The following is a 25,148-nucleotide window of genomic DNA, read 5'->3' on the forward strand; positions in this document are numbered from 1 at the left end:
ATCGAGTTATGTTAAAAATTAGTTTTGAAAATTAACACTGGCTTGCAGCCAAAGCGATTCTTGCCGGAACCATATTCACATAGTCCCTGCACCCGTTAAAGATTTTTTTGAAAAAAGTCCCGATGAAATTCCAAACGGAACTGCCGTGAAGTTTCACCGTACTTATTACACTGTGATAAGTGACTGCCATTTCCGCCCCGATATCACTACCGTAATGATACGAATTGTTCCGTTGGGTGGTCAGCTTGCGGATGGTCCGTTCGGCAAGATTGTTGTCTATCGGTAAATCCCCGTCCTGCAAGTAAGCAAAGATCTCTTTCCAAAAATGATTCAGATAATTAAGGGCTTCCGTGTAATACCGGCTTCGAAGTTCCGAGTCATTCGCCAATTCACTGTCCAGCCTGCTGCGTATCCTTATTATGATTTCCTTGGTCGCCATCCCCTGTCTCTCTTTCAATCTTTCTGCAGGAGTAAGCCCCGCCTCATTATAGCTGCGCTCCTTTTCAAACAACTCTTTCATATCGTCCGAAAAAGAAACGGCGTTTTGTTCCCCGCCTTGATTGGCCGCTTTGACAAACTTGTTTCTTGCATGGGACATGCAGACCTGATGGACGGTGTCTTTAAACTTGGCCGACTTCAATTCGTCACCTATAAACACATAGGCGTTATATCCGTCAGACATGATGCCTTTCAATTCCGCATCTCCAAGGAAGTCCGTCAGCACCTCACGGCCTCTGGAACCGTTTTCGTAAAAGAACACGGCCACTTTCTGCGCCTTGTTTACCAAAACCCAGATATAGCATTTCTTATAATGGTCATACTTACGGACCTTGCACCAGGTCTCATCGCAATTCACGATGGAATCCTTTTCCAACGCAATCTCTTTCAGCACGCAAACCAGTTTATCCAAATATTTCTTCCCTTTCTTAAGCCAATTGTGCAAAGTGTTTTCTGAAATGGTCATTCCCATATCTGTCAGCCATTGGTGGAGGAGACCGAAGGTCACGTTCTTCACATAAACTTCATAGGCTATGGCCTGCAGGAATTCGGGAGTAGCTGTCGTCCCTTCAAATTTAGTCACCACTTCAGGATGGCCTTCCGTAGGGAAATAACCCCACTTGGGCTTCTTGCCCGGTTCCGCATAATGGACCATTTCGAAACGTTCTTCCGCAAGGAAAGTACGGAAACTGAATACCCGGACCATCCTCCGTTCGATAATCCGTCCGGGAACCTTTGTCAAATCGGAAGGATGTTCAACCGGTTCTCCAACCACCCCCATCGTTTTATACCCGTCGGGACGGTTGGACAAGTCACGTTCTTTCTTAGCGTATTCTTTTGCATCACGGGATTGACTGTCGTCAACCGAATCCGTACGAAGGGTACCGTCAGTACCATCATAATCCTCTTTTTCCCTTTCCCGGTCCGAATCCGGCCTTTCAGGTTTATCATCCGATGTCTTCTTCCTTACTTTCTGACGCCTGTCACCAAAACGTTCCTGGTTGGCGTAATCGAGCTTTTCCTGAAGGGATTTTACCTTACGCTCAAGTGACCTGCATAATTTGCTCTTTTCCGACAACTCCTTTTGCAAGCCTGCCTGACTCGACTCTACAGCTGACATTTTTCCTTCAAGCTCTTGGATTTTACCCATAAAATCATCTAAGACAAGTTTCATGGCTTCTCCGTTCAACTTGAGTTCCTGATTCTGCTCGGCAAGGTACTGGATGCACCGGTCTTTCTGATCCTCTGACATACCTTCGCTATAATTTACAGGATTCCGTGAGTAGGTTTCCCTACCCAGCAGTTCCCTTTTCGTTTCTATGATATGTTGCAGCTCGATCATCCTTAAACCTTTGATTTACAGATATAAAGATACAAAAATAATCTCAAAGCCGCAAGCGTATGACCTGGTTAATTATCTGACTTTTAATATTTTAACTACCGGATTTTCAAGTATCAGAACTACATCTTTCCAGTCAATCCGATAGAAGGTGTCCGCTCCATTCCGTTCCACTTTCATGAACTGATAGCCTGCGACAAACTTCTTTTCGAACAGACTGTAAGAGCGGTTATCGAAGGAAAACATACGGACGATTCTACGGTTGCGCGACATGACGATAAACACATCCCCATCATTAGGTTCACGGTGAAGCCGCTCACGGATGATGGACAACACACGGCTGTGCTTGCAGCGCATGTCGGTAAAGTCACGCACATAATAAAAATGATGAAGGCCGGTAATGTTTAACATAGACCCTCCAGCTTCTCTATCATCCGGACCAAATCCTGATAGCTTAAATTCTTTTGGGACAGATGTAAGCCGTTACTTATACGGATGTCAACCCAAATACGTACGGACTTGTCGTCAGTTTGGGATACATTATGAAACTGGCCATTCGGTTCTGTTTCCGTCTCATCACCTCCTTCAACAGGAATCCCATCCACTTTGACTTCAACTATTTTTTTACGCGTATCCTTATACCATTTCTGAAAGATGTTATAAGGAACTTTGTGCTTCATACAAAACGACTGGAGAGACTCTCCATGAGGCAAAGCCTCGGTCTGGTACTGAAAGTAAAACCTTTCAAGATCTTCACTGCTATACATGATTTTTTAAGTTTTGATTCGCAGCGAAGGTAGGGATTTATATCAATAGCCATTTTTTGACTGCTTACCTGCTTTCTGCATCCAACTTATCTCTCATAAAGTAATGCCTTCTTTTTGTATGTTTATGCTGAATGGGGTGGAAACCTTTTCCCACAGACAACGCAAAACGATATGTGGCGAAATAATCACTCCACTATCGAGTTCTACCTTATATAATTGCCTCACTATTTCCAGTTCGCGTTCTTCAAACGGCTGTTCACTGTCCTCTAAAAGAATCAACAGGTCTATGTCTGAATCGGGACGGGCTTCACCACGCGCTTCTGAACCATAAAGCACCGTCTTTGCTGTAGGAGCTATGTGATGCATAGTCTCAGCAATTTTTCTTATGATATCAGGTCGTCTCATATCTGTCTGCTTTACTTGTTCGTCTTTCTACAAAGTTACGGAAATGTTTTGATTTTCCAACGTTATTTGATACAAAATCAAAGCTAAATAAACCCATCCGGCTTCATCGGCTTACGAACCCGTATGCATCAGCCATCGAAGCAGGCTTCGTAAGCCGACGAACCTTGCTTCGTTTTTAGAGGGAGTGATTCAGGTTTCTAACATGCTTGGCTTCCGGCTGGCTATCAGCCAATCGAACCAGAGATTCAAAGCAATCCAAAGAGCTATGTCTGCCAAAAACACCAGGGTGATGCTCAGGAAACGGACCGTCACTATATTGAGGACAACGAACAAGGCGGACATACATAATATCAAAACCATCGATTGCCGATGGGAGAAGCCCATTGCCAGGAATTTGTGATGAATGTGATTGCGGTCGGGCAGGAACAGGGGTTTCCGGTGGCGGAAACGGTAGAACACGACCCTGACCACATCGAACGCCGGAACCAATAAGGGCGAAAAAGCGATGATGATATTATTGGGGGTCTGGAAAGACGCCTCATCATACATGGCGCAACTGATTACCAAAAAGGATAGCAAATAGCCTAATGTCAAGCTTCCGGTATCGCCCATGAAAATTTTCCGGCAACGGTCTGCCCTGCCGAACACATTAAAATAGAAAAACGGGATGAGCACACCGACCGTCACAAATGAAAGCAATGCCCATATCCATGCATGCCAGACAAGGAAAAAGATACCTAAAATGGAAAAGGCTACAATGCATAAGCCGGAGGCAAGCCCGTCGATTCCGTCAATCAGATTAATGGCATTGGTAATGAACACCACAAAGATTGCCGTAAAAGGAATGCCTATCCACGGAGATACGGCTTCTATCCCGAACAAACCGTAAAAGTCGTTGAAATAGAGACCGCTCAAAGGAAAGAATGCAGCAACAACAAACTGTCCCAAGAATTTTTTCCAATAGCGGACACCAACCAAATCATCGGCAATGCCTATCAGAAAAAGCAAAATCAACCCGCAGAAAAGCAGGCTGACCTGCATAAACAATTCCGATGAGGAAAGGAGTGTCGTTTCCCTGCCGAACAAAAATGCCATAAACGCCTCGCAAAAGGCAAAACAAAAGAATATTATCGGATAGAATGATATTCCTCCTAAACGGGGGACAATGCCTACATGGTCTTTTCGCTCATCAAGCAAATCAAACAGCCGCTTGCGGAAGGCGATAACCAATATCCGAGGTATCAATAAGAAGGACAAGCAAGCGGCAAGCACTAAAAATAGGGCTATGGCTAATAGCATCAGCCCTGAATCCTGAAATAACGCCATTATTGTAATCTTATTTATTCATCCGGAGCAATCTTGCGCAGAAAACATTGGGGAATATACGAAGTGGCTACAGCACAAACCCCTTGGATAGAAACGACCAGACGCCGGTTCCCCTTGATACGGTGTATGTATCCCTCGGCTCCCTTAAACGGTCCGTCAATCACCTTAACCCGTTCGCCTACTTGATAATCGGTATCTTCTGCACTTAAATATTCCAGCCCTTTTTCGCCGGAAGAAGACACCAAAATAAAAACATTCATTTCCGCATCCGAAATAGCTGAAGGATATTTCCTAAACCCGACTTTCCGCATATATAAAAGGATGCGCCCGCTCAATTGGTTTTGTATAGCCAAGGCATCTTTTTCTGAAGAGCGGAAAAACAAAAGAGAAGAAATAACAGGCTTACGAACCTTCTTTTTCTTACCGTCTCTCTCTACCAATACGGTTTCGCAAGGGATATAGCACTCGATAGCCGATTCGTGAAGCATTCTTTCAATTTCGAACACTTTATTAAAAAATACTTTGCAAGCGTACCAATGCTTTATCTGAATAGAATCAGCCATATTTTCCCCTAGTCGAAAACGGACATACTTCTTATTCCCCCGTATTTATTCTTTTTGCACAATAAATACGTGGCATACAAGGTTAGTCCGTCTATTTTTAGTACTAAAAACCTCGAATCTCGGACTTATTCCTGAATCCAAGAATAAACTATCCGTAACCCCTTTTAACTTCTTCAAACTCAATTGATTGATAATCTCAACCCCACTCTGAAAAAGTTCATTCCATTTCACTGCTATCATTTAATAGACATGCAGTTATAACTATAATTTCGTTACAAAGTTACTGAAAATATTGATAGTACCAAAAAAAATAAAAATAAAGAAATACTATTAAATAAAATAACCCCCAGAAGTGCCGCTGCACTACCTGAAGACAAAAAAGGAAAAAACCTATGCAGGCTTTATCCAGCCCGGCTGTTAGTCCAATACCAAGCCGATAGAGAGCAAGAGACCGAAAAGGAACATATTCCTCGAAGTCTCTCCCAATATGATATTCAAGGACTTCCCTTTTCCGATACGAGCCATACGGGCAGTAGTCAGGATATGAAGAAGCAAATAAATTTGAGGCAAAACGCTTGCATAAATTTTTCCTTGTCCTAAGAAATAAAAACATACCCAGCATGCGACAAAGCCTAAAAAGAAATAAAGAATCAATCCTGTTTTCGCCCCAAAACGGACAACCAACGTACGTTTTCCGCTAATCTTATCCTGCTCCCGGTCGCGGAAATTGTTGACCATTAATAGCGTATCAATAACCAACCCGCTGGCTATTGATGCGATAGTTACGGAAAGATTCCACGTATGTGCCATTATATAATAGGTGCATCCGACAGGCACGAAACCAAAAAACACCAACACCAAGATGTCGCCCCAACCTTGATAGGCTAATTTCGTATAGAGATAAGCGAAGATGATGCAGGCAACACCTACCGGAATCATTTCCCAACCGCTATAAAACAGAAGCCCAAGCCCGCAAATTCCGGCAAGAAGAGTGGTGAGAAGGATGCCTCGTTTCATTTCTTTGGGCGTAATCCAGCCTTGCGCACAAGCCCGTTCGGGTCCCAAGCGGTCTTCCCGGTCGCTTCCTTTCAAGAAATCATACAAGTCATTGATGAAATTTGCGTCTATTTGCATGAAGAAGGCAAACAGGAAGCAAAGAATGGCGGGTACGGTTTGAAAATGTCCGTGAGCCTCTGCCAAGGCACATCCTATCATGACAGGAATGGATGCGGCGGTCAAGGTCTTGGGACGTGCCGCCAATATCCAGGCTTGCAAAGAATTGGGCTTAATATCTTCGTTCATAAAGCGTTAAGTTAATAATTAACAATGAATAATGAATAACGCTCTGTTCCAAGTCATTATTAACTTTTAATTATTCACTATTCACTGATATAAAGTTTTTTCTCTCGAATGATGCGGTACACTTCGGGATGTACGAAATAGCAGATGTCTTTCCCCTCGGTTATCGCCCGGCGGATGAAAGTGGAACTGATTTCGAGCAAAGGGGTCTGCACGGCTTTTACGTGTCCCTGCACCGTATCTGGAATGTGTAAATCATATCCGGAGCGCGGATAAACCATTATCTGATACTTCCGGAGGATTTCCTCGGGCGACCTCCATTCGTCGAACTTCGCCCAATTATCCGCCCCGATGATTAACGTAAACTCCCGTTCGGGATAAGTTTCGGAAAGTTTCCGAAGTGTATCGACGGTGTAAGAAGGACGAGGCAAACCGAACTCGAAGTCGGAAGCCCGGAAACGGGGATAACCGCGGGTGGCGGCTTCTACCATCTCTAAACGGATGCGGTCGTCTAATAATCGGACATCTTTCTTAAACGGATTTTGTGGGGTGACAAGAAACCACACTTCATCCAAGTCTTCGTATTCGCACAAGTAATTGGCAAGGGCGAGGTGTCCGATATGTACCGGATTGAATGTCCCTCCGAATATTCCGGTCTTTATAAAAGTTTTTTCCATTTGAAGAAGTTTACGACTTGCCAGCCTGCCACGATGAACATAGCGGCGGCAATAATGTATTCTTTCAGGCTGAGGGCAAATATGCCTACGGCAAAAGCGACCAATGCGATAAATATCGCAATAATCATCAAGGTAAGCAGAAGTTTTTTCGGGTCTTTGGTCATGGTGGCTTGTTTTTTTCACCACAGATTACACAGATTTAGATAATTAATAATTAAAAGCGAATAATGAACAACGGCAAGCGTGCAGCCTGCCACTATTAACTATTAATTGTTCATTATTAATTATCTGAATCTGTGTAATCTGTGATGAGACATAATCAATTATTTAAGAACTTTCGGATAGCTTCCAACGCTTGCGCTTCGGCTTTCTCCAATTCATCGTTCACCACGATGAGGTCGAACTTCGGCGCATAACTCAACTCGAACTCCGCCTTGGCAATCCGGCTATTGATAGTTTCCGGCGAATCAGTCCCGCGTCCTTCCAAACGCTTGCGCAATTCTTCGATAGAAGGCGGCTGGATAAAAACCGACAAAGCACGGTCGCCATAGAAACGCTTGATGTTGCATCCGCCTACTACATCCACATCGAAAATGATGTTCTGACCTTCGGCAAGCTGCTTTTCCACTTGCGATTTCAACGTGCCATAGAAACGGTCGGGATAGACTTCTTCGTATTCCACGAACTCATCGTTCGCGATGCGTTTCTTGAATTCCTCGGGCGAGAGGAAAAAATATTCCACTCCGTCTTGCTCCGTTCCGCGAGGCGGACGGCTGGTGGCAGAGATAGAGAATTGCAGGTTCAGCCCCTGTTTCAACAAATAGTTGATAATGGTCGACTTGCCCGAACCCGAAGGCGCGGAGAATATAATCAGTTTTCCGTTCATATTATTAAATTTAAACGCAGAGGCGCAAAAGCGCAGAGAATATAATTAGAAAAAAAACGAATTGTTTTATCTCTGTGTGCTTTGCTCTCTCTAAAAATGAAAGCTTTGCGTTTTTGCGTCTCTGCGTTCGATTAAAATCGGTAAAATTTACATAACATTCAACACTTGTTCCTTAATTTGTTCCAGTTCGTCTTTCATCTGCACCACGATGTTCTGCATCAGCGCATGATTCGACTTGCTTCCGGTGGTGTTGATTTCGCGTCCCATTTCCTGAGCGATGAAGCCTAACTTCTTGCCTTGGCCATGTCCGTTATCCAATGTTTCGCGGAAATAATTCAGGTGATTGGCAAGACGTTGCTTTTCTTCGTTGATGTCTAATTTCTCGATGTAGTAAATCAACTCTTGCTCCAAACGGTTCTTGTCATAATCCTTTTGGATAGTCTTTTCCAGCGCATCGGTGATGCGTTCGCGTATTTTTGTCACACGCTCTTTTTCGTATGTTTCCAGCGAGTGCAATAAACGCTCGATGTTATCTACTTTCTCACGGAATTTCTTTTCCAAAGCCGCGCCTTCTTGTTTGCGGAAGTCCACAAGATGTTGCAATGCCTCGTCAATGGCTTGGCTGGCAACACTCCATTCCTCTTCCGAAAGTTCCTGCACCTCTACCCGGGTCAGCACATCGGGCATACGGAGCAATGTGGCAAACCAATCTTCCGGCACCGGAATATGATAAGCCTCAGCAATGGCATTGATTTGTTTGTAATAATTTTCCACCAATGCGGCATTGATAGGCGTAGCAGATTCGCCAGCTTCTTTTTCAATCCAAAGAGAGAAGTCCACTTTCCCACGTTCCAATGTCTTTGCAATGCGGTTCCGAATTTCCATTTCCTTCTCACGGTAGAGAGGCGCAATGCGTGTCGAAAGGTCGAGTGCCTTGCTATTGAGCGACTTGATTTCAACGTTTATTTTTTTATCTCCGAATGTAACGGTCGCTTTGCCGTATCCGGTCATTGATTGTATCATACAGTTGATTTTTATTAAGTTCCGCAAAGGTAACAAATCTCTGCCAACTATCCAAATGCCTGCAAAAGCACAAGTGTTAAAATTGACGGACACACGGACTTAACTTCATCGGCTCATCCATATACATGCGTTGCCCAAAGGAGATATATCCGTAAGGCTATGCAACTATATGCCCTCTGCCTGCAACCCACCAACGGCATCCGTATTATCCTATTTTAAGAAGAATCCGGCACAGGGTCTTACAAAACTCAAAAATTATTCGTATATTTGCACTCTCTTATTTAATCATTGATTTATGTCATGCATTTTACATATTGAGACTTCTACGAAAGTCTGTTCGGTTGCCGTCAGCCAAGACGGAGCTTGCATTTATTCAAAAGAAGATTTCGAAGGACCGTCTCACGCCGTAGTGCTGGGCGTGTATGTAGACGAAGCCCTTTCGTTCATCAATAGCCATGCCATTCCCCTCGATGCCGTTGCGGTAAGTTGCGGACCTGGTTCATACACCGGATTGCGTATCGGCGTATCCATGGCAAAAGGCATCAGTTATGCCCTCAATATCCCTTTATTGGGAATCCCAACCTTAGAGGTGATGTGCGTACCGATATTGCTACACAAAGAATTGCCTGATGACGCCTTGCTTTGCCCCATGATTGACGCACGCCGGATGGAGGTCTATGCCACCATTTACGACCGTGCCTTGCGGGTGCAACGCCCTATCAGTGCCGACATCATCGATGAGCATTCGTATGCCGAGTTTTTAGAGAGACACCCCGTATATTTCTTCGGAAACGGAGCGACTAAATGCCAAGAGAAACTTACGCATCCCAATGCACACTTTATTGACAACATCCACCCCCTTGCCAAATGGATGTTCCCTTTGGCGGAAAAGGCAATGGCAAGAGAAGAATTTAAAGACGTGGCTTATTTCGAGCCTTTCTATCTGAAAGAATTTGTGGCTTCGAAGCCAAAGAAATTATTATAAAAACAAGTATGGAATATAATACCCAACAACGGAAATTGCCGCTTCCCGAATACGGACGGAGCGTACAGAACATGGTAGATTATGCCTTGACAATTGAAGACCGTGCCGAACGCCAACGGTGCGCCAATACGATTATCAACATCATGGGAAGCATGTTCCCCTACCTGCGTGATGCGAACGACAACAATCATAAATTATGGGATCACCTTGCTATTATGGCAGACTTCAAGCTGGATATCGACTATCCGGTAGAAGTGGTGAAAAAAGAAAGCCTGGAAATCAAACCCGAGCGCATCCCGTATTCGCAACACAATATTCGCTTCCGCCATTACGGACGTTTCATTCAGGATATCATCCAAATAGCGGCAGATTATCCCGAAGGAGAAGAGCGGAAACAATTGATTAAACTGATAGCCAATCACATGAAAAAAGACTACCAGGCTTGGAACAAAGACGGGGTGGAAGACCAGAAAATCTTTGAAGACTTAAACGAAATGTCTAAAGGGAAAATCGAACTCACAGAAAACGATATGCGTCTGAACGAGCAACGCAATTTCCCTCGCCGCCGCCAAATGAACAACAATAACCAACAAAAGAAAAAATATTAAATAAATAAGTATATATCTCATGGCATCGTTTGTAATCGAAGGAGGACATAAGCTGCACGGCGAAATCGTTCCACAAGGAGCGAAGAACGAAGTGCTGGAAGTGATTTGTGCCACGTTGCTGACCGATGAAGAGGTGATTATCAGCAACATCCCGAACATCTTGGATGTGAATAACCTTATCCAACTGCTCCGCGACATGGGAGTGAAAGTGGAAAAGAAAGACGTTGACACGTATGCTTTCCGTGCCGATGCCATTAACTTCGATTACTTAGAGAGCGATGAGTTCCTGACCCGATGCTCCCGCTTGCGCGGGTCTGTCATGCTGGTCGGACCGCTGGTAGCCCGATTCGGACGTGCCATGATAGCCAAGCCCGGAGGAGACAAAATCGGGCGGCGCAGGCTGGACACGCACTTCTTAGGCATCCAAAAATTAGGCGCAACGTTCCAATACGATAGCCTGAAAGGGGTATTCCGCATCTCCGCGGAGCATTTGAAAGGCACTTACATGCTACTGGATGAGGCATCGGTCACGGGTACGGCAAATATTCTGATGACCGCCGTACTTGCCGAAGGAAAGACCACCATTTACAATGCCGCGTGCGAGCCTTACATCCAGCAACTTTGCCGGATGCTGAACAGCATGGGGGCGCATATCGAAGGCATCGCCTCGAATCTCCTGACCATTGAGGGGGTAAAAAGCCTGAAAGGATGCGCACACCGTGTGTTGCCCGACATGATTGAAGTGGGAAGCTTCATCGGCATGGCGGCTATGACGGGAAGTGAAATCACGATTAAGGAGGTGTCTTATCAGAACTTAGGCATCATCCCCGATAGTTTCCGCCGGTTGGGCATCCGTTTGGAACAACACGGAGACGATATTTTCATTCCCCAGCAAGAGCATTACGAAATCGAGTCGTTCATTGACGGTTCGATTATGACCATAGCCGATGCGCCTTGGCCAGGGTTGACCCCCGACTTGTTGAGCGTGATGCTAGTCGTAGCCACCCAAGCTAAAGGAAGTGTCCTGATTCACCAGAAGATGTTCGAAAGCCGCCTGTTCTTTGTGGACAAGCTGATTGATATGGGTGCGCAAATCATTCTTTGCGACCCGCACCGTGCGGTAGTTATCGGGCATGACCGTACTTTCCGCCTGCGTGGAGGAAACATGACCTCGCCCGATATCCGTGCAGGAATCGCCCTGCTGATAGCCGCACTCGACGCGGAAGGCATCAGCCGCATCCATAACATCGAGCAGATAGACCGCGGATACCAATATATCGAACAACGCCTATCGGCATTAGGCGCACGTATCACCCGTATTGAATAAGACGTATGATAAGAAAGGAAGAAGTTTTTAAAATCGGTGTCATCAACAAGCCGCACGGAGTAAAAGGCGAAGTGTCTTTCACCTTTACCGATGACATATTCGACCGTGTGGATTGCGATTACCTTATCTTATTGATGGACGGCATCTTAGTGCCTTTCTTCATGGAGGAATACCGTTTCCGCTCCGATAATGTGGCATTGGTGAAATTCGAAGACATCGACACCGCCGAACAAGCGCGGAAGTTTACCAATGTAGAAGTGTATTTCCCTAAGAAATTCATGGACGAACAAGAAGATGTGACTTCATGGAATTTCTTTATCGGCTTCCGGGTAGAAGATGTGCATCATGGCTATTTAGGCGAGATAACCGATGTGGACGATACAACGATGAACGTTCTTTTCTCTATTGAGAAAGACGGAGAAGAGCTTTTATTGCCCGCCCACGAAGAATTTATCATCGACTTAGACCGGAAAAAGAAGGTGATGAAAGTCGATGTGCCCGACGGATTGATTGAATCCTAATATAAAGGTATGAAGAAAGCACGTAAAGCGTTTTGGCATAACATCCGGTTCAAGTATAAGTTGAGCATAGTCAACGAGAATACGTTGGAAGAAGTGGTAGGCATCCATGTCTCCAAGCTGAACGGCTTATCGGTGTTGCTGGTCTTTTGCGCCGTGATTTTCTTCATCGCTTCCCTCATCATCGTGTTCACTCCCTTACGTAATTACCTGCCCGGTTATATGAATAGCGAAGTGCGTGCCCAAGTGGTGGCAAATGCCTTGCGTGCCGATTCCCTGCAAGCCGCGCTCGACCGGCAAAACCGTTACGTAATAAATATCCGCGATATATTGAGCGGACAGGTGAAGGCAGATACGGTACAATCTATTGATTCCCTGACTGATTTGAGGGAAGAAGAACTGATTGCCCGTTCTCAAATAGAAGATGAGTTCCGCAAACAATACGAAGCCCGCGAACGGTATAACCTGACCGCCATAACGGAAGCGGAAGATGCCGCAGGGTTTATTTTCTACCGTCCGGTGCGGGGCGTAATGTCTACCAACTTCAATCCGGACAACCGGCATTTTGGAGTGGATTTGACCGCAAGCCCGAATGAAACCATTTTATCCGTATTGGAAGGTACGGTTATCTTCGCCGGATATACTCCCGGTTGGGGATACGTGCTCCAAATACAACATCCGCAAAACTTCATCTCGGTGTATAAACATTGCAATTCATTGATGAAGCGCGAAGGAGATAAAGTAAAAGGAGGAGAAGGCATTGCCTTAGTGGGTGATGCGATAGATAAGGACGACAAGCCTCATCTCCATTTCGAGTTGTGGCACAAAGGGAATCCGGTCAATCCGGAGCAATATGTGGTATTCTAAATGAAGAATGAAAGATATGTTGATAAATAAATTTCACCACAAAGGACACAGAGTACCACAAAGGAAATAAAATAAAAAACTCCGTGTGCCTCTGTGCTCTCTGTGGTGAGACTCAAAATAAAAAAGCTTATGAAAAGGCAAATAGCAATATTAGGTTCTACAGGCTCTATCGGGACACAAGCCTTGCAAGTTATCAAAGAACATCCCGACCTGTACGAAGTGTATGCCCTTACGGCAAATAATAAAGCGGACTTACTTGCCCAACAGGCACGCGAGTTCATGCCCGAAGCCGTAGTTATAGCCAATGAAGATAAATATGCGGCACTGAAAGAAGCCCTTTCCGACCTGCCTATTAAGGTATATGCGGGAAAAGACGCTTTGGCTCAGATTGTAGAGTCAAAACCGATTGATATTGTATTGACCGCCATGGTGGGCTATGCGGGATTGCTTCCTACGATGAATGCCATCCGTGCAGGAAAAGCCATTGCCCTTGCCAATAAGGAAACAATGGTCGTAGCTGGCGAGATTATCAATGCTTTGGCACAAGAATATCACGCTCCTATCCTTCCGGTAGACTCGGAACATTCGGCTATTTTCCAATGCTTGGAAGTGAACAATCCCGTATCGAAAGTGATTCTTACCGCTTCGGGAGGTCCGTTCCGCACTTACACCATAGACCAGCTCCGCACGGTGACCAAGGCGCAGGCATTACATCACCCCAACTGGCACATGGGAGCGAAAATCACCATTGACTCGGCTTCGATGATGAATAAGGGATTCGAGGTCATCGAAGCCAAATGGCTCTTCGGAGTACGTCCCGACCAAATCGAGGTCGTAGTACATCCCCAGTCGGTCATTCATTCCATGGTGGAATTCGAAGACGGAGCAGTAAAAGCCCAATTGGGTGTGCCCGATATGCGTCTTCCTATCCAATATGCCTTCTCTTATCCCAAGCGGGTATCCCTTTCGGGAGAGCGGTTGGACTTTGCGAAATACAATACCCTGACCTTCGAGAAGCCCGATACGGAACGTTTCCGCAATTTGGCTTTGGCATACGAAGCCTTGCATCAAGGCGGGAATATGCCTTGCATCGTAAATGCAGCTAATGAAGTGGTCGTAGCCGCATTCTTAGAAGACAAGATTTCCTTCCTCGGCATGAGTGAAGTAATAGAGAAGACCATGGGACGGGTATCGTTCATCCAACGTCCGAGATATGAAGATTATGTAGCGACCGATGCCGAGACCCGCCGCATCGCCGCGGAATTAGTGATAAATACGAGGTACTAATTGACATAGATTTTAATGTCATCCTGAACACAGTGAAGGATGACAATAGAGTATAAATATTAATTAAAAACAAACAGTTATAGAATGGAAACCTTTTTGATTCGTGCGCTCCAGCTCATCCTCAGTCTTTCGATACTGGTGATTGTACATGAAGGAGGACACTTTTTCTTTGCCCGCCTTTTCAAGATACGGGTAGAGAAGTTTTATATTTTCTTCGACCCTTGGTTCGCTTTGTTCAAGTATAAGCCGAAGCATAGCGATACGGAGTATGGAGTAGGTTGGCTGCCCTTAGGAGGGTATTGCAAAATTTCAGGTATGATTGATGAATCAATGGATACCGAACAAATGAAAAAACCGCCTCAGCCATGGGAATTCCGCTCCAAGCCTGCGGGACAACGGCTTTTGGTAATGATAGGCGGAGTGTTGATGAACTTCATCCTTGCCTTATTTATCTACTCCATGATTCTCTTCACATGGGGAGATTCGTACATTGCCCTGAAAGATATGACCTACGGCATGAAGTTTAATGACCAAGCAAAAGAAATAGGCTTCCGCGATGGGGACATTCTTTTGAGTGCCGACGGTAAAGAATTGACCCGCTTCAATGGAGATATGATCCGCGACATTGTTGAAGCACGTGAAGTGACAGTACTCCGCAACGGACAAGAGAAACAAATCCTGATGCCTGAATTAAGCTTACTTGACGTGGCACAAGCTAATCCAATGTTCGTCTCTGTATTCCAACCCAACGTAGTTGACTCGGTCGTTGCTGGAGGAGGATTCGCACAAGCAGGCATCCAAAAAGGAGACTCGCTTGTGGCATTCAACGGTACCGAAATTCATTCATGGAACGAATTCTTATACCAAATGAACAATCTGCAACTCAATGCTGAATTACAGGAAAAGACTTCAAGCGAATTTACATTGGTCTATTCACGTGCCGGAGTGCGCGATACGGTCAATGTACAAACAGATACTAACTTTAAAGTAAATGCGATAGGAGGCTTAATTGATTATAAAGTAACCGATGTATCGTATGGCTTCTTCCAGTCTTTTCCTGCAGGTGTAATGTTGGGAATCAACACATTAAAAGGATATGCCAACGACATGAAGTATGTCTTTACCGCCGAAGGAGCCAAGAGTTTGGGAGGATTCGGCACTATCGGAAGCATTTTCCCGAAAATATGGGATTGGCAACGTTTTTGGGAAATGACAGCGTTCCTCTCCATTATCCTTGCCTTTATGAACATTTTGCCTATCCCGGCATTAGACGGAGGCCATGTATTGTTCTTGCTCTATGAAATCATAGCCCGACGTAAGCCCAGCGACAAGTTTATGGAATATGCGCAAATGGTAGGTATGTTCCTGCTCTTAGCCTTGCTTATTTGGGCGAACTTTAACGATGTTATGAGATTTTTACTTTAAATTAGAACACAGAGACACGGAGACACAGAGTTTATTCTTTAGATAAAAGAGGAAAATGTATTCCTCTGTGTCTCCGTGTCTCTGTGTTTTATTAAAATAAAAAAGCGATGAACTTACTTTACATTCATTGGAATCCCGACCCCGTGCTCTTCCATATCGGCAACTTCGGACTTCGGTGGTATAGCATCTTTTGGATGATTGCCATTTTGGCGGCTTGCCAAGTGGTATATAAACTCTATCAAGTGAAGAAATTGCCGATAGACACTTACCAGTCATTATTTGTCTATTGCATGGTAGGCGTATTTGTGGGTGCCCGGTTGGGGCATTGCCTGTTCTACGACCCGTCTTATTTCTTGGCGCATCCGTTAGAGATTGTACTCCCTGTCCGTTTTCTTCCGAATGGAGAGTGGATATTTACGGGATATGCCGGACTTGCCAGCCACGGAGGGACATTGGGTTTGATTATCGCCCTTTATCTTTTTTGCAGGAAAACCAAGATACATTACTTGGATGTGCTTGACATGTTAGGCATTGCCGCACCGGTAGCGGCTGGTTTCATACGCCTTGCCAACCTGATGAATTCCGAAATCATTGGTATGCCGACCACATTGCCTTGGGCATTTGTCTTCGAGCAAGTCGACCTCCAGCCCCGGCATCCGGCTCAGCTTTACGAAGCACTTGCCTATTTCCTGTTCTTCGGCATCATGGTCTGGATATACTGGAAGCGGAAAGACACTGCCCGCAAAGGTTTCTATTTCGGGCTTTGCATCGCCTTGATATTCACTTTCCGTTTCTTCATCGAGTTTCTCAAAGAACGTCAAGTAGAGTTCGAGAACGCTATGCCTATCGACATGGGGCAGGTGTTGAGCATTCCTTTCATCCTGCTGGGGCTTTATTTCGTATTCCGAAAAGAAAAAATCAAAATATAATTAGAGCACAACAAAAATCACATTAAATTGTGATTTTTGTTGTATACTTGTTTATTTAAAATTATCTTTGCTGAAAAATCACATTACATTGTGAATACCAAAGAAATAGGAACGATAATCAAGCAACGGAGGCAAAGCTTGAAAGTAAAACAGCTTGAGCTATCTGAATTGGCTGGTGTAGGAATCAATACACTAGTTGCCATTGAGCGTGGAGAGGGGAATCCCAAATTGGAAACTTTGCTTGCTATTCTCGATACATTAGGTTTACAAATTGACATCAGATTAAAGGATTAATTACAAGGATATGAGACAATGTGAAGTTTATATACATGGAATCAAGGCTGGAATATTAACCGAAACTGATAGTAAGACGTATGTATTCGAATATGACGAATCTTATTTGCAGAAGGAGTCAAATCCTCCGGTTTGTTTGGCAATGCCTTTGGATAAGAAAACTTATTACTCTACTTATCTTTTCCCGTTCTTTTTTAATATGCTCTCGGAAGGAGAAAATCGGGAAATACAATCTCATCTGTTACATATAAACCCGGAAGATGATTTCGGCATCCTATTAGCTACCGCTCGTTTCGATACCATTGGAGCTGTAACCGTTAAGCCTTTTAAGTCATGATAAAGTTAAATGTATGCCCTTCGACCTTAGCACAAGGATTTGATTCATATTCTCCGATAGCACTCAAAATGTTGTTTGATGGAAAGAAAGTTTCGCCTTTTCTTCCTTTCCCAAGCCCGTCTGCGGAACAAATTGAAGCAAAGGAGGCTCTTCAAAACATTGGTCGTATTTCTTTATCGGGTGTTCAACCCAAGTTTTCTATGCTGATAGGAGAAGACTTACGTCTCTATTATGCCCGTGCGAATGAACAAGGTACTTATATTTTAAAGCCTCGCCCGAATGCTTATCATCTTTTCCATAAGGATTTCTGTGCAGCCAATGAGCATTTGACCATGCAGATTGCCGCTCAAGTGTATCGACTTGAAACAGCCCCAAATGGTTTGTGTTTTTTCAAAAATGATGAGGCTGCTTATATAACCCGACGGTTTGATGTGCGTTCAGATGGCGGGAAATATCAACAAGAAGATTTTGCTTCTTTGCTTGGATATACGCGGACAAATGGAGGAAGCGATTTCAAATATTGTAACGGAAGCTACGAAGAATGTGCAGAAGTGATACATAAGCACGTAAAAGCGGCTCCTGTTAGCTTACTTAATTTCTTTAGATTAATCGTGTTTAGAAGCTGTTTTGAATTTCTCCAAAAAGTTTTTCTTGGCTTGATGTATCCGTTTTCGTGTGTGCTTTGGGCGATTTTTTGGTCCTTTTCGCTCCTGTTCTTCGTCAGATAGCCCGCTATCTTCCTCATCACAGAAGCGAAAATGCCTCAAAAACTCATCCCAAATCATCGCACGATAAATTCAAAACAGCTTCTTAATTTTATCACACTGAATGACGATGCGCATCTGAAAAATTTTTCTTTAATTAATATAGGAAACGAATATCGTTTAGCTCCTGGTTATGACTTGATAAATACCTCTTTGCATTTGACACTACCAAGAATTTTTGCACTCGATAAAGGATTATTTAAAGAAGGCATGTCGTTTAGTGACATCCATTCTGTCCAGCGCAAAGATTTCGAAGAATTCGGTAAGCGCATAAATCTCCCTGAGAAATTAATCGAACGAGAGCTAAACCGTTTTGCAGGTGAATATCCATTGACAAAAGAATTAATAGAAAGTTCTTTCTTATCTCAAGACTTAAAACGCCAATATGAATTATCTATGAATTATCGCCGTAAGCTGCTTGCCCAATAAATATTATATTTACCTTTTTTACTCAATTACTTGCTTTTTGTGTATCTTTGGAGCTTGAAAATAAACAAATATCTATTCATTAACAAGCAGAGTTTATGAAAATACGCATGTTATCTCTTTTGTTCTTAGGGCTTGCCCTTCAGACTATGCCCGCGCTTGCCCAAGAGCGTCTGCCCGAATATCTTCAGGCAGAGAAATTTACACGGGAGAAGCTGAACACGATGCTGTTCTCTACTACAGTCGACCCGCATTGGTTCCCCACGGGAAATGATTTTTGGTTCGAATACAAAACCAGCGAAGGTACGTTTTGGTATGTGGTCGACCCCGACGCACGCCGGAAGACTCCGCTTTTCGACCGTGACGAATTAGCATCCCAACTAACTGAAATTGTGCACGACCCGTTCGAGGCACGCCATTTACCTATCCAAAATCTGAAAGTAAAGGAAGACGGACGTACCTTTACCTTCGAAGTAACCTCTTCGCAAGATAAGAAGCCGAAGAAAGACGATAAGAAGAAAGCGGACAAGCCTGAAAAGGAAGTGTTCTATTTCTCATACGATTACCCGACACGCAAACTGACTCAACTGACTGAAGAAGCCAAAGAGCCGAAACAATTGGATTGGGCATCGGTTTCTCCCGACGGGCAAACGGTGGTTTACGCTAAAGATTGCAACCTCTACCGCATGAGCATCGCCGATTACCGCAAGGCGCAAAAGGATGAGAAAGACAGTACGATTGTAGAAATCCAGTTGACAAAAGACGGAAGCGAACATTTCGGTTACGGCATTCCGTATAGCATACTGAATACCGACACTCTTTGCAATGGGAAACGCCGTGGCGTATGGGGATACTGGTCGCCCGACTCCAAACATTTTGTTACGGTAGTTACCGACGAACGGAAAGTGAAAGACTTGTGGGTCATCAATTCGCTGGCTTCTCCTCGCCCTACATTAGAGACTTACCGCTATCAGATGCCGGGCGAAATGGATGCGCCCGAAGATCATCTGTATATCTTCAACATGACCGACAACACACGGAAAGAAATCCGTACAGCGGCATGGAAAAATCAGACATTGATGATAGAAAGCCGTCCGTATCAGATGAAAGAACGCGATGCCGAATTCCGTTCGGATGTTTGGCAAGGTGATAACAACCGTTTCTTCCTCACCCGCAGCAGCCGAGACCTGCACCGCATTGATGTCTGCACATATACCATCGGAGAAGATTCAATCGTCCCTATCGTGAAAGAACGGATGAATACGTATCAAGAAACCCGCCCCATTCAGGTATTCAACGGCGGAAAAGAATTTATCCAATGGAGCGAACGGGACGGATGGGCACACCTTTATTTATACGATGACCAAGGGAATCTGAAGAATCGCATCACCAAGGGATCGTGGCACGTAGAACGAGTTGTAAAAGTTGACCCGGCTACCCGCACTATCTATTTCACCGCTAACGGACGTGAAGAAGGTGAAAATCCTTATTACGAACACCTGTATAAGGTGAATGCCGACGGAAGCGGATTGAAACTCTTGACTCAAGGCGAATATTTCCACGAAATAGATATAGACGATGACGCCCGTTTCATCGTAGACAATTATTCGCGGGTAAACACCGTGCCCAATGCTGTCTTGATAGACCGTAATGGAAATAAGGTGATGGATTTGCAAGAAAGTGATTTTTCCCAACTCTTTGCCGCTGGTTATCAATTCCCCGAACTCTTTACGGTAAAAGCCGCAGACGGAGTGACCGATCTCTACGGCGTGATGTACAAGCCTTACAACTTCGATTCGACCAAGGTTTATCCGATTGTAGACTACGTTTATCCCGGTCCGCAAGTGGAAGCGGTTTATTATCCGTTCACCCGTATGAGTGTACGTACCGACCGTTTGGCTCAGGCTGGATTTATCGTGATTTCGGTAGGACAACGCGGAGGACATCCCAGCCGTTCCAAATGGTATCACAATTATGGATACGGCAATATGCGCGACTATCCCCTCGCCGACCATAAGGCAGCGGTAGAACAATTGGCTGCACGCCATTCGTTTATTGATATTGACCGGGTAGGTATCCACGGACATTCTGGAGGCGGATTCATGTCTACGGCGGCTATCCTTCAATATCCCGACTTTTACAAAGCAGCCGTATCGTGTGCCGGAAATCATGACAACCGCATTTACAACCGTTGGTGGAGTGAGACACATCATGGCGTAAAAGAAGAGGTTAGCGAAAAAGGTGACACCACATTCGTTTATAAGATAGCAACGAATCCCGAAATAGCCAAGCAACTGAAAGGACACCTGATGCTGGTACATGGCGATATCGACAACAATGTACATCCGGCAAACACTATCCGGGTGGTAGATGCCTTGATTCGTGCCAACAAGCGTTTTGATATGCTAATTCTTCCCGGACAACGCCACGGATTCGGTGATATGGATGAATATTTCTACTGGCGTATGGTAGATTTCTTCTCACGTTGGCTGAACGGGAAAGCCGAAGAATCAGTAGATATTCCAAGACGTTAAAAACGGACCTAGCTTCATCAGCTTACGAAGCAGGCTTCATCAATCAACACATTAGGGTTCATCAGCCGATGAACCCTAATGCGTTTTTAAAGGCATATTCTCATTTTGAAATCAGCACCACAGCGTATGCCGAAATTCCTTCCTCACGCCCCGTAAATCCTAACTTCTCAGTCGTAGTGGCTTTGATAGACACATCATCCGCATCAATGCCCATCACTTCTGCCAAAACCTGTTGCATTTGTGGGATATGATTCTTCAGCTTCGGACGCTCGGCACATACCGTAGCGTCGATATTCCCTATCGTATACCCCTTTGTAGCAATAAGGGCTACGGTTTTCTTCAGCAAAATCTTGCTGTCGATGTTTTCAAACTCGCCTGCCGTATCGGGAAAATGATAACCGATATCACGCATATTGGCAGCCCCCAACAGCGCATCGCAAATGGCATGAATCAGCACATCGGCATCCGAATGCCCTAACAGCCCCATCGTATGCTCTATCTTTATTCCGCCCAACCAAAGGTCGCGGTCCTCCACCAAGCGGTGGACATCAAATCCGAATCCTGTACGTATCTTCATCGTATATTAAAATCAAGTACTTTTCTATCTTCCACATATCCTTCCAGATGATTGCCAATTGCCACGGGACCCACACCTACGGGAGTGCCTGTATACAAAAGGTCGCCTATCTTCAATGTGCAAAATTGGCTTACGTAGGCAATAATCCGGTCTACAGGAAAAATCATGTCGCACGTATTCCCTTCTTGTACCTTCTGCCCGTCAATATCCAAATGGAAACGGATGTTCTGGATGTTCGCAAATTGTCCTACGGGTATCCAGTCGCCGATAGCCGCCGAATTATCGAAACCTTTACACAACTCCCACGGCTTGCCTTCGGAACGGAAACGGCGTTGCAGGTCGCGTGCCGTAAAATCAATTCCCACCGTCACGGCATCGTAATACCGGTGTGCGAAACGCTCGGAGATGTTTTTCCCCAACCGGCAAATGCGTACCACCAATTCGGTTTCATAATCCACTTGTCGGCAAAAGTCGGGAATAAAGAAAGGCTTGCTATCCTTTAGAAGTGCCGAATCAGGCTTCATAAAGATAACCGGTTCTTCGGGCAAAGGTTCCTCCGCATGCAACTCCTTGCAATGCAAGGGATAATTCATTCCTACTGCTATTATTTTCATGTTATGTATTTGTTTATAAACGCAAAGACGCAAAAGCGCAGAGATTTTTCTTTCTTGAGAAGGCAAAGTGCGCAAAATAACCTTTCTCTCTGTACTCTGCTTTCTCTAAAATGAAGACTTTGCGTTTTTGCGTCTCTGCGTTTAACATTAATCATTTATTTCATTTAACCGATTGAACATCACCGCCAAATGAGCATAAAGCGAAGTGTTCTGCACGACAATACGTTCTGGAACCCGAATACGGAAAGGCGTAAAGTTCCATACCGCTTTGATGCCTCCCGCCACCATTTTATCGGTTATTTCCTGAGCAATGGAGATAGGTACAGTCAGTACCCCAATATTTACCCGGTCTGCCTGCATACGGGCTTCGAACTCATCGGAATGATAAATCGGAATGCCATTGATGTTAGTTCCGACCAACTGAGGCTTAATATCAAAAGCCCCTACAATCTTCAATCCAAAATGTGCCAAACCCGAATCGCGCAACAAGGCACCTCCCAAACTTCCTACGCCGAACAAGTAAGCACAATGCAGATTGGTAAACCCCAAGAAATCTTCGAGCACCTGCACCAAACGCTCTATTTCATACCCTACACGGGTGCGTCCGGCAATATCCACATACGACAAATCCTTCGCTATCTGTGATGCGTCAATATTGATTTGCCTCGAAATCTGTGTGGAAGAAACGAACTTTTCGCCTTTCTCCCTCATCAATTTAGCACACGAAAGATACCACGGAAGCCTGCGCAAGGTAGGTTCAGGTATCCTATCCGTATTTTTAGCTGATTGTAGTGTCATGGCTTCTGTTTTCGTTCAGTTTCCGCAAAAATACGCCATTTATTTGAAATTTATGCACGAATGCAGAAAAAATGTGCGTAACTTTGGACACATTCTATAATAACAAACGTAAAGACGCCACACATAAAAGAAGAACAGATATGAAGAAGAACGACTGGAAAGACAGACTGAATATCGTATATTCCACAAATCCCGACTTCCGCTACGAGCAAGAAGGAGAAGATAAAGCTGAAACCCTCGACAAGAACAAGCAACCCCTGCGGGTGAATATCGAGAAAAAAGGAAGAGGAGGAAAAACCGTAACTGTCATAAAAGGATTTATCGGCACAGAAGATGACCTGAAAGAATTAGGCAAACTGCTCAAAACGAAATGTGGCACGGGCGGTTCGGTAAAAGAGGGCGAAATCCTGATACAAGGCGACTTCAAACAACGCCTCGTAGAAATCTTGCGCAACGAAGGATATACGCAAGCAAAATGAATAAAGTAAATAGTGAATAATTAATAATGAATAGTTTATAGTTCGTTATTAACTATTCATTATTCACTATTCACTATCAACGCTCTTCTTTCAAAAGTACACGTTCCAATCTACGTGCATTACTTCTTCACCATCGGGCAATTCGGTGTCAAACTCAATCTTATTCTCACGTGCCAGCCAACCGATAGCCGCATTCAAATCGCGGTCGGAAAGATTCGTAGCACTCTTCAACTCTTCATACTTCCAAGGTCTGCCGCTCTCGTTTATCGTGCGCCAGACAATACCTGCATTTGTTCCAATTGTTGCCTTGTCCATAATACAATCATTTAGTTGTTTTCTAATAGGTTAGTTAACTCGCCTTCAAAGTTAGGTTTTCTTTTCGAAATAGCAATGTTCTATTCCTCTTTATTTTTAGCATAAAAGCTGTTATCGCCCTGTGGTCTTTACAAATCCAAATGTCTCATTTTACCCTATCCACCTCTTCAATAGAAGAAAAGAACACTAATAAACCCTTTCAGACTACTCTATTTACCAAAATAATGGCTTATTTTGCCTAAACATAAATATTCAGATTATGGAACAGGAAATTTTACAAGGAAGCATGAAACATATCGCGGAGAGAGGCATCGCGGTTTATTGCGATGACCGCATCGCTTTCATCGAAGACATCAACAAGGCAAGCCGGATAACAGGTGCCGTACGAATGGAAATCATGATAGCCGTATTGTGCCTGAAAGGGAAAGCACGATTGGAATTAGACGGCGAGACTCACATCGTCGAAGCGAACGACCTGCTTATCTGCCACCCGAACATCATCCTCGAAAAAAGCATGGCAAGTTTCGATATCGAGTTCCGCAGCATCGCCATGTCGCCCGAATACATCCGCCAATTGTCCGTCATAGCCGACAACAGCTGGGACGTCTTGAAGTTTTTGGAGAAATCGCCCGTCATCCACTTGCAACCCGAAGAAACGGAAGCTTTTTGCCAATATTACGACCTAATCCGCTCGCGCCTGACCGGCAAGCCCAGACATCATCAGAAAGAAGTAACGGACGCCCTGCTTTTGGCTTTCCTTTATGAATTTCATGATACAATGGAACGTTTTCTTAAATTCAGCCCTCCCACTTATTCTTCCAACGAGCGCCTGTTCAAGGAATTCCTGCAACTTGTCACTTCATCTTACCCGAAAGACCGCACGGTAGCAGGCTATGCCGACAAATTGCATGTCACCCCCAAATATCTTTCGGCAATATGTAAAGAGACATGCGGCCATACTGCATCCGAACTTATCAATGAATATGTGATGAAAGACGTAATCTACCTGCTGAAAAAATCAGAAAAAAGCATTAAAGAAATCGTAAACGAACTGGATTTCCCCAACTTGTCTTTTTTCGGAAAATACGTAAAACGCTACACCGGACTTTCTCCCAAACAATATCGTGAACAGTTAGCGGAAGAATGCAGCTTTGTAAAAAAAGCGAACGACCTTTAGAAGCTGTTTTGATTTCATTCGATAAATTTGTTAAGCATGATTTGGATGAATGCAATCTGTACCATAGCTTCTGCGGTTTCAGCAAGGAATTCGTAATCGATGGT

At 44.4% G+C, this 25,148-nt stretch carries 30 protein-coding genes; 15 read left to right on the top strand and 15 right to left on the bottom strand.

Features of this window, described 5'->3' with window-relative positions; translation table 11 throughout:
• Positions 1–31: 31 nt before the first annotated feature.
• The 11 genes from B5F91_RS13160 to B5F91_RS13215 all read right to left on the bottom strand — a co-directional run bounded on the left by B5F91_RS13160 (position 32) and on the right by B5F91_RS13215 (position 8,783).
• Positions 32–1,840, bottom strand: a complete 1,809-nt coding sequence (locus tag B5F91_RS13160) for an IS66 family transposase (protein ID WP_087429519.1) — start codon at positions 1,838–1,840, stop codon at positions 32–34.
• Positions 1,841–1,912: 72 nt separating this feature from the next.
• Positions 1,913–2,248 carry an IS66 family insertion sequence element accessory protein TnpB gene (tnpB, locus tag B5F91_RS13165; protein WP_087429520.1) on the bottom strand — a complete coding sequence of 112 codons (336 nt, stop codon included), beginning with the start codon at positions 2,246–2,248 and terminating at the stop codon, positions 1,913–1,915.
• Positions 2,242–2,604, bottom strand: a complete 363-nt coding sequence (locus tag B5F91_RS15285) for a hypothetical protein (RefSeq protein ID WP_162611711.1) — start codon at positions 2,602–2,604, stop codon at positions 2,242–2,244. The genes tnpB and B5F91_RS15285 overlap by 7 nt, the downstream gene beginning before the upstream one ends.
• Positions 2,605–2,697: 93 nt before the next feature.
• Positions 2,698–3,009: a nucleotidyltransferase domain-containing protein gene (locus B5F91_RS13175; protein WP_087429522.1), complete on the bottom strand. Its 312-nt coding sequence runs from the start codon at positions 3,007–3,009 to the stop codon at positions 2,698–2,700.
• Between the two features lie 189 nt (positions 3,010–3,198).
• Entirely contained in the window at positions 3,199–4,311 is a 1,113-nt protein-coding gene (locus B5F91_RS13180) for an MraY family glycosyltransferase (RefSeq protein WP_087429548.1), read from the bottom strand.
• A 38-nt stretch (positions 4,312–4,349) separates the two neighbouring features.
• The gene (locus B5F91_RS13185) at positions 4,350–4,898 is read right to left on the bottom strand and encodes a UpxY family transcription antiterminator (protein WP_087429523.1); all 549 of its coding nucleotides are present in this window, start codon (positions 4,896–4,898) and stop codon (positions 4,350–4,352) included.
• 417 nt (positions 4,899–5,315) lie between these two features.
• A complete protein-coding gene (gene menA / locus B5F91_RS13195; RefSeq protein WP_087429525.1) occupies positions 5,316–6,200 on the bottom strand; it encodes a 1,4-dihydroxy-2-naphthoate octaprenyltransferase in 885 nt (294 codons plus the stop codon).
• 77 nt (positions 6,201–6,277) lie between these two features.
• Entirely contained in the window at positions 6,278–6,874 is a 597-nt protein-coding gene (gene nadD, locus B5F91_RS13200) for a nicotinate (nicotinamide) nucleotide adenylyltransferase (RefSeq protein ID WP_087429526.1), read from the bottom strand.
• Positions 6,856–7,038, bottom strand: a complete 183-nt coding sequence (locus tag B5F91_RS13205; RefSeq protein ID WP_087429527.1) for a hypothetical protein — start codon at positions 7,036–7,038, stop codon at positions 6,856–6,858. Before B5F91_RS13205 ends, nadD begins: the two co-directional genes overlap by 19 nt.
• Before the next feature lie 155 nt (positions 7,039–7,193).
• On the bottom strand, positions 7,194–7,760 hold the full coding sequence (gmk, locus tag B5F91_RS13210) for a guanylate kinase (protein WP_087429528.1): 567 nt from the start codon (positions 7,758–7,760) through the stop codon (positions 7,194–7,196).
• 147 nt (positions 7,761–7,907) lie between these two features.
• Positions 7,908–8,783, bottom strand: a complete 876-nt coding sequence (locus B5F91_RS13215; protein WP_087429529.1) for a YicC/YloC family endoribonuclease — start codon at positions 8,781–8,783, stop codon at positions 7,908–7,910.
• A 295-nt stretch (positions 8,784–9,078) separates the two neighbouring features.
• On the opposite strand from B5F91_RS13215, the gene tsaB reads away from it, so the two are divergent.
• The 13 genes from tsaB (at position 9,079) to B5F91_RS13280 (ending at position 21,084) form a co-directional block, all read left to right on the top strand.
• Positions 9,079–9,768 carry a tRNA (adenosine(37)-N6)-threonylcarbamoyltransferase complex dimerization subunit type 1 TsaB gene (gene tsaB, locus B5F91_RS13220; protein WP_087429530.1) on the top strand — a complete coding sequence of 230 codons (690 nt, stop codon included), beginning with the start codon at positions 9,079–9,081 and terminating at the stop codon, positions 9,766–9,768.
• Between the two features lie 8 nt (positions 9,769–9,776).
• Positions 9,777–10,376, top strand: coding sequence for a DUF4290 domain-containing protein (locus B5F91_RS13225; protein WP_087429531.1), 600 nt, complete (start codon positions 9,777–9,779; stop codon positions 10,374–10,376).
• 19 nt (positions 10,377–10,395) lie between these two features.
• Entirely contained in the window at positions 10,396–11,703 is a 1,308-nt protein-coding gene (murA, locus tag B5F91_RS13230) for a UDP-N-acetylglucosamine 1-carboxyvinyltransferase (protein WP_087429532.1), read from the top strand.
• 5 nt (positions 11,704–11,708) lie between these two features.
• Positions 11,709–12,224, top strand: coding sequence for a ribosome maturation factor RimM (rimM, locus tag B5F91_RS13235; protein ID WP_087429533.1), 516 nt, complete (start codon positions 11,709–11,711; stop codon positions 12,222–12,224).
• A gap of 9 nt (positions 12,225–12,233) precedes the next feature.
• Positions 12,234–13,088 carry a M23 family metallopeptidase gene (locus B5F91_RS13240; protein ID WP_087429534.1) on the top strand — a complete coding sequence of 285 codons (855 nt, stop codon included), beginning with the start codon at positions 12,234–12,236 and terminating at the stop codon, positions 13,086–13,088.
• Between the two features lie 129 nt (positions 13,089–13,217).
• Positions 13,218–14,375, top strand: a complete 1,158-nt coding sequence (locus tag B5F91_RS13245; RefSeq protein ID WP_087429535.1) for a 1-deoxy-D-xylulose-5-phosphate reductoisomerase — start codon at positions 13,218–13,220, stop codon at positions 14,373–14,375.
• A gap of 84 nt (positions 14,376–14,459) precedes the next feature.
• On the top strand, positions 14,460–15,800 hold the full coding sequence (rseP, locus tag B5F91_RS13250) for an RIP metalloprotease RseP (RefSeq protein ID WP_087429536.1): 1,341 nt from the start codon (positions 14,460–14,462) through the stop codon (positions 15,798–15,800).
• Positions 15,801–15,907: 107 nt separating this feature from the next.
• The gene (gene lgt, locus B5F91_RS13255) at positions 15,908–16,729 is read left to right on the top strand and encodes a prolipoprotein diacylglyceryl transferase (protein ID WP_087429537.1); all 822 of its coding nucleotides are present in this window, start codon (positions 15,908–15,910) and stop codon (positions 16,727–16,729) included.
• A 90-nt stretch (positions 16,730–16,819) separates the two neighbouring features.
• Positions 16,820–17,023, top strand: a complete 204-nt coding sequence (locus B5F91_RS13260) for a helix-turn-helix domain-containing protein (protein ID WP_087429538.1) — start codon at positions 16,820–16,822, stop codon at positions 17,021–17,023.
• A 10-nt stretch (positions 17,024–17,033) separates the two neighbouring features.
• Positions 17,034–17,360, top strand: a complete 327-nt coding sequence (locus B5F91_RS13265; RefSeq protein ID WP_087429539.1) for a HipA N-terminal domain-containing protein — start codon at positions 17,034–17,036, stop codon at positions 17,358–17,360.
• Positions 17,357–18,088 carry a HipA domain-containing protein gene (locus B5F91_RS13270; protein WP_087429540.1) on the top strand — a complete coding sequence of 244 codons (732 nt, stop codon included), beginning with the start codon at positions 17,357–17,359 and terminating at the stop codon, positions 18,086–18,088. The genes B5F91_RS13265 and B5F91_RS13270 overlap by 4 nt, the downstream gene beginning before the upstream one ends.
• Before the next feature lie 30 nt (positions 18,089–18,118).
• A complete protein-coding gene (locus B5F91_RS13275) occupies positions 18,119–18,553 on the top strand; it encodes a HipA domain-containing protein (RefSeq protein ID WP_087429541.1) in 435 nt (144 codons plus the stop codon).
• Positions 18,554–18,660: 107 nt separating this feature from the next.
• A complete protein-coding gene (locus B5F91_RS13280; protein ID WP_087429542.1) occupies positions 18,661–21,084 on the top strand; it encodes a DPP IV N-terminal domain-containing protein in 2,424 nt (807 codons plus the stop codon).
• Positions 21,085–21,184: 100 nt separating this feature from the next.
• On the opposite strand, the gene ispF is transcribed toward B5F91_RS13280, so the two are convergent.
• From ispF to B5F91_RS13295, 3 genes are all read right to left on the bottom strand, one after another.
• Complete coding sequence (gene ispF, locus B5F91_RS13285) at positions 21,185–21,661, bottom strand: 2-C-methyl-D-erythritol 2,4-cyclodiphosphate synthase (protein WP_087429543.1); 477 nt, start codon at positions 21,659–21,661, stop codon at positions 21,185–21,187.
• Positions 21,658–22,275 carry a fumarylacetoacetate hydrolase family protein gene (locus tag B5F91_RS13290; RefSeq protein ID WP_087429544.1) on the bottom strand — a complete coding sequence of 206 codons (618 nt, stop codon included), beginning with the start codon at positions 22,273–22,275 and terminating at the stop codon, positions 21,658–21,660. The genes ispF and B5F91_RS13290 overlap by 4 nt, the downstream gene beginning before the upstream one ends.
• Positions 22,276–22,422: 147 nt before the next feature.
• On the bottom strand, positions 22,423–23,073 hold the full coding sequence (locus B5F91_RS13295; protein ID WP_087429545.1) for a redox-sensing transcriptional repressor Rex: 651 nt from the start codon (positions 23,071–23,073) through the stop codon (positions 22,423–22,425).
• Between the two features lie 140 nt (positions 23,074–23,213).
• Between B5F91_RS13295 and B5F91_RS13300 the strand changes: the two genes are divergently transcribed.
• Entirely contained in the window at positions 23,214–23,552 is a 339-nt protein-coding gene (locus B5F91_RS13300) for a translation initiation factor (protein WP_087429549.1), read from the top strand.
• A 90-nt stretch (positions 23,553–23,642) separates the two neighbouring features.
• On the opposite strand, the gene B5F91_RS13305 is transcribed toward B5F91_RS13300, so the two are convergent.
• Entirely contained in the window at positions 23,643–23,867 is a 225-nt protein-coding gene (locus B5F91_RS13305) for a winged helix-turn-helix domain-containing protein (RefSeq protein WP_087429546.1), read from the bottom strand.
• 259 nt (positions 23,868–24,126) lie between these two features.
• On the opposite strand from B5F91_RS13305, the gene B5F91_RS13310 reads away from it, so the two are divergent.
• The gene (locus B5F91_RS13310) at positions 24,127–25,044 is read left to right on the top strand and encodes a helix-turn-helix domain-containing protein (protein ID WP_087429547.1); all 918 of its coding nucleotides are present in this window, start codon (positions 24,127–24,129) and stop codon (positions 25,042–25,044) included.
• The last annotated feature ends 104 nt before the right edge of the window (positions 25,045–25,148 follow it).

The sequence above is a fragment of the Bacteroides sp. An322 genome (assembly GCF_002161765.1).
In the GTDB taxonomy this organism is placed as follows: Bacteria; Bacteroidota; Bacteroidia; order Bacteroidales; family Bacteroidaceae; genus Phocaeicola; species Phocaeicola merdavium.

Coding starts and splice junctions, on each gene's coding strand:
- B5F91_RS13160 (WP_087429519.1), bottom strand. CDS start 1,840: ATGATCGAGCTGCAACATATCATAGAAACGAAAAGGGAACTGCTGGGT.
- tnpB (WP_087429520.1), bottom strand. CDS start 2,248: ATGTTAAACATTACCGGCCTTCATCATTTTTATTATGTGCGTGACTTT.
- B5F91_RS15285 (WP_162611711.1), bottom strand. CDS start 2,604: ATGTATAGCAGTGAAGATCTTGAAAGGTTTTACTTTCAGTACCAGACC.
- B5F91_RS13175 (WP_087429522.1), bottom strand. CDS start 3,009: ATGAGACGACCTGATATCATAAGAAAAATTGCTGAGACTATGCATCAC.
- B5F91_RS13185 (WP_087429523.1), bottom strand. CDS start 4,898: ATGGCTGATTCTATTCAGATAAAGCATTGGTACGCTTGCAAAGTATTT.
- menA (WP_087429525.1), bottom strand. CDS start 6,200: ATGAACGAAGATATTAAGCCCAATTCTTTGCAAGCCTGGATATTGGCG.
- nadD (WP_087429526.1), bottom strand. CDS start 6,874: ATGGAAAAAACTTTTATAAAGACCGGAATATTCGGAGGGACATTCAAT.
- B5F91_RS13205 (WP_087429527.1), bottom strand. CDS start 7,038: ATGACCAAAGACCCGAAAAAACTTCTGCTTACCTTGATGATTATTGCG.
- gmk (WP_087429528.1), bottom strand. CDS start 7,760: ATGAACGGAAAACTGATTATATTCTCCGCGCCTTCGGGTTCGGGCAAG.
- B5F91_RS13215 (WP_087429529.1), bottom strand. CDS start 8,783: ATGATACAATCAATGACCGGATACGGCAAAGCGACCGTTACATTCGGA.
- tsaB (WP_087429530.1), top strand. CDS start 9,079: ATGTCATGCATTTTACATATTGAGACTTCTACGAAAGTCTGTTCGGTT.
- B5F91_RS13225 (WP_087429531.1), top strand. CDS start 9,777: ATGGAATATAATACCCAACAACGGAAATTGCCGCTTCCCGAATACGGA.
- murA (WP_087429532.1), top strand. CDS start 10,396: ATGGCATCGTTTGTAATCGAAGGAGGACATAAGCTGCACGGCGAAATC.
- rimM (WP_087429533.1), top strand. CDS start 11,709: ATGATAAGAAAGGAAGAAGTTTTTAAAATCGGTGTCATCAACAAGCCG.
- B5F91_RS13240 (WP_087429534.1), top strand. CDS start 12,234: ATGAAGAAAGCACGTAAAGCGTTTTGGCATAACATCCGGTTCAAGTAT.
- B5F91_RS13245 (WP_087429535.1), top strand. CDS start 13,218: ATGAAAAGGCAAATAGCAATATTAGGTTCTACAGGCTCTATCGGGACA.
- rseP (WP_087429536.1), top strand. CDS start 14,460: ATGGAAACCTTTTTGATTCGTGCGCTCCAGCTCATCCTCAGTCTTTCG.
- lgt (WP_087429537.1), top strand. CDS start 15,908: ATGAACTTACTTTACATTCATTGGAATCCCGACCCCGTGCTCTTCCAT.
- B5F91_RS13265 (WP_087429539.1), top strand. CDS start 17,034: ATGAGACAATGTGAAGTTTATATACATGGAATCAAGGCTGGAATATTA.
- B5F91_RS13270 (WP_087429540.1), top strand. CDS start 17,357: ATGATAAAGTTAAATGTATGCCCTTCGACCTTAGCACAAGGATTTGAT.
- B5F91_RS13275 (WP_087429541.1), top strand. CDS start 18,119: ATGCCTCAAAAACTCATCCCAAATCATCGCACGATAAATTCAAAACAG.
- B5F91_RS13280 (WP_087429542.1), top strand. CDS start 18,661: ATGTTATCTCTTTTGTTCTTAGGGCTTGCCCTTCAGACTATGCCCGCG.
- ispF (WP_087429543.1), bottom strand. CDS start 21,661: ATGAAGATACGTACAGGATTCGGATTTGATGTCCACCGCTTGGTGGAG.
- B5F91_RS13290 (WP_087429544.1), bottom strand. CDS start 22,275: ATGAAAATAATAGCAGTAGGAATGAATTATCCCTTGCATTGCAAGGAG.
- B5F91_RS13295 (WP_087429545.1), bottom strand. CDS start 23,073: ATGACACTACAATCAGCTAAAAATACGGATAGGATACCTGAACCTACC.
- B5F91_RS13300 (WP_087429549.1), top strand. CDS start 23,214: ATGAAGAAGAACGACTGGAAAGACAGACTGAATATCGTATATTCCACA.
- B5F91_RS13305 (WP_087429546.1), bottom strand. CDS start 23,867: ATGGACAAGGCAACAATTGGAACAAATGCAGGTATTGTCTGGCGCACG.
- B5F91_RS13310 (WP_087429547.1), top strand. CDS start 24,127: ATGGAACAGGAAATTTTACAAGGAAGCATGAAACATATCGCGGAGAGA.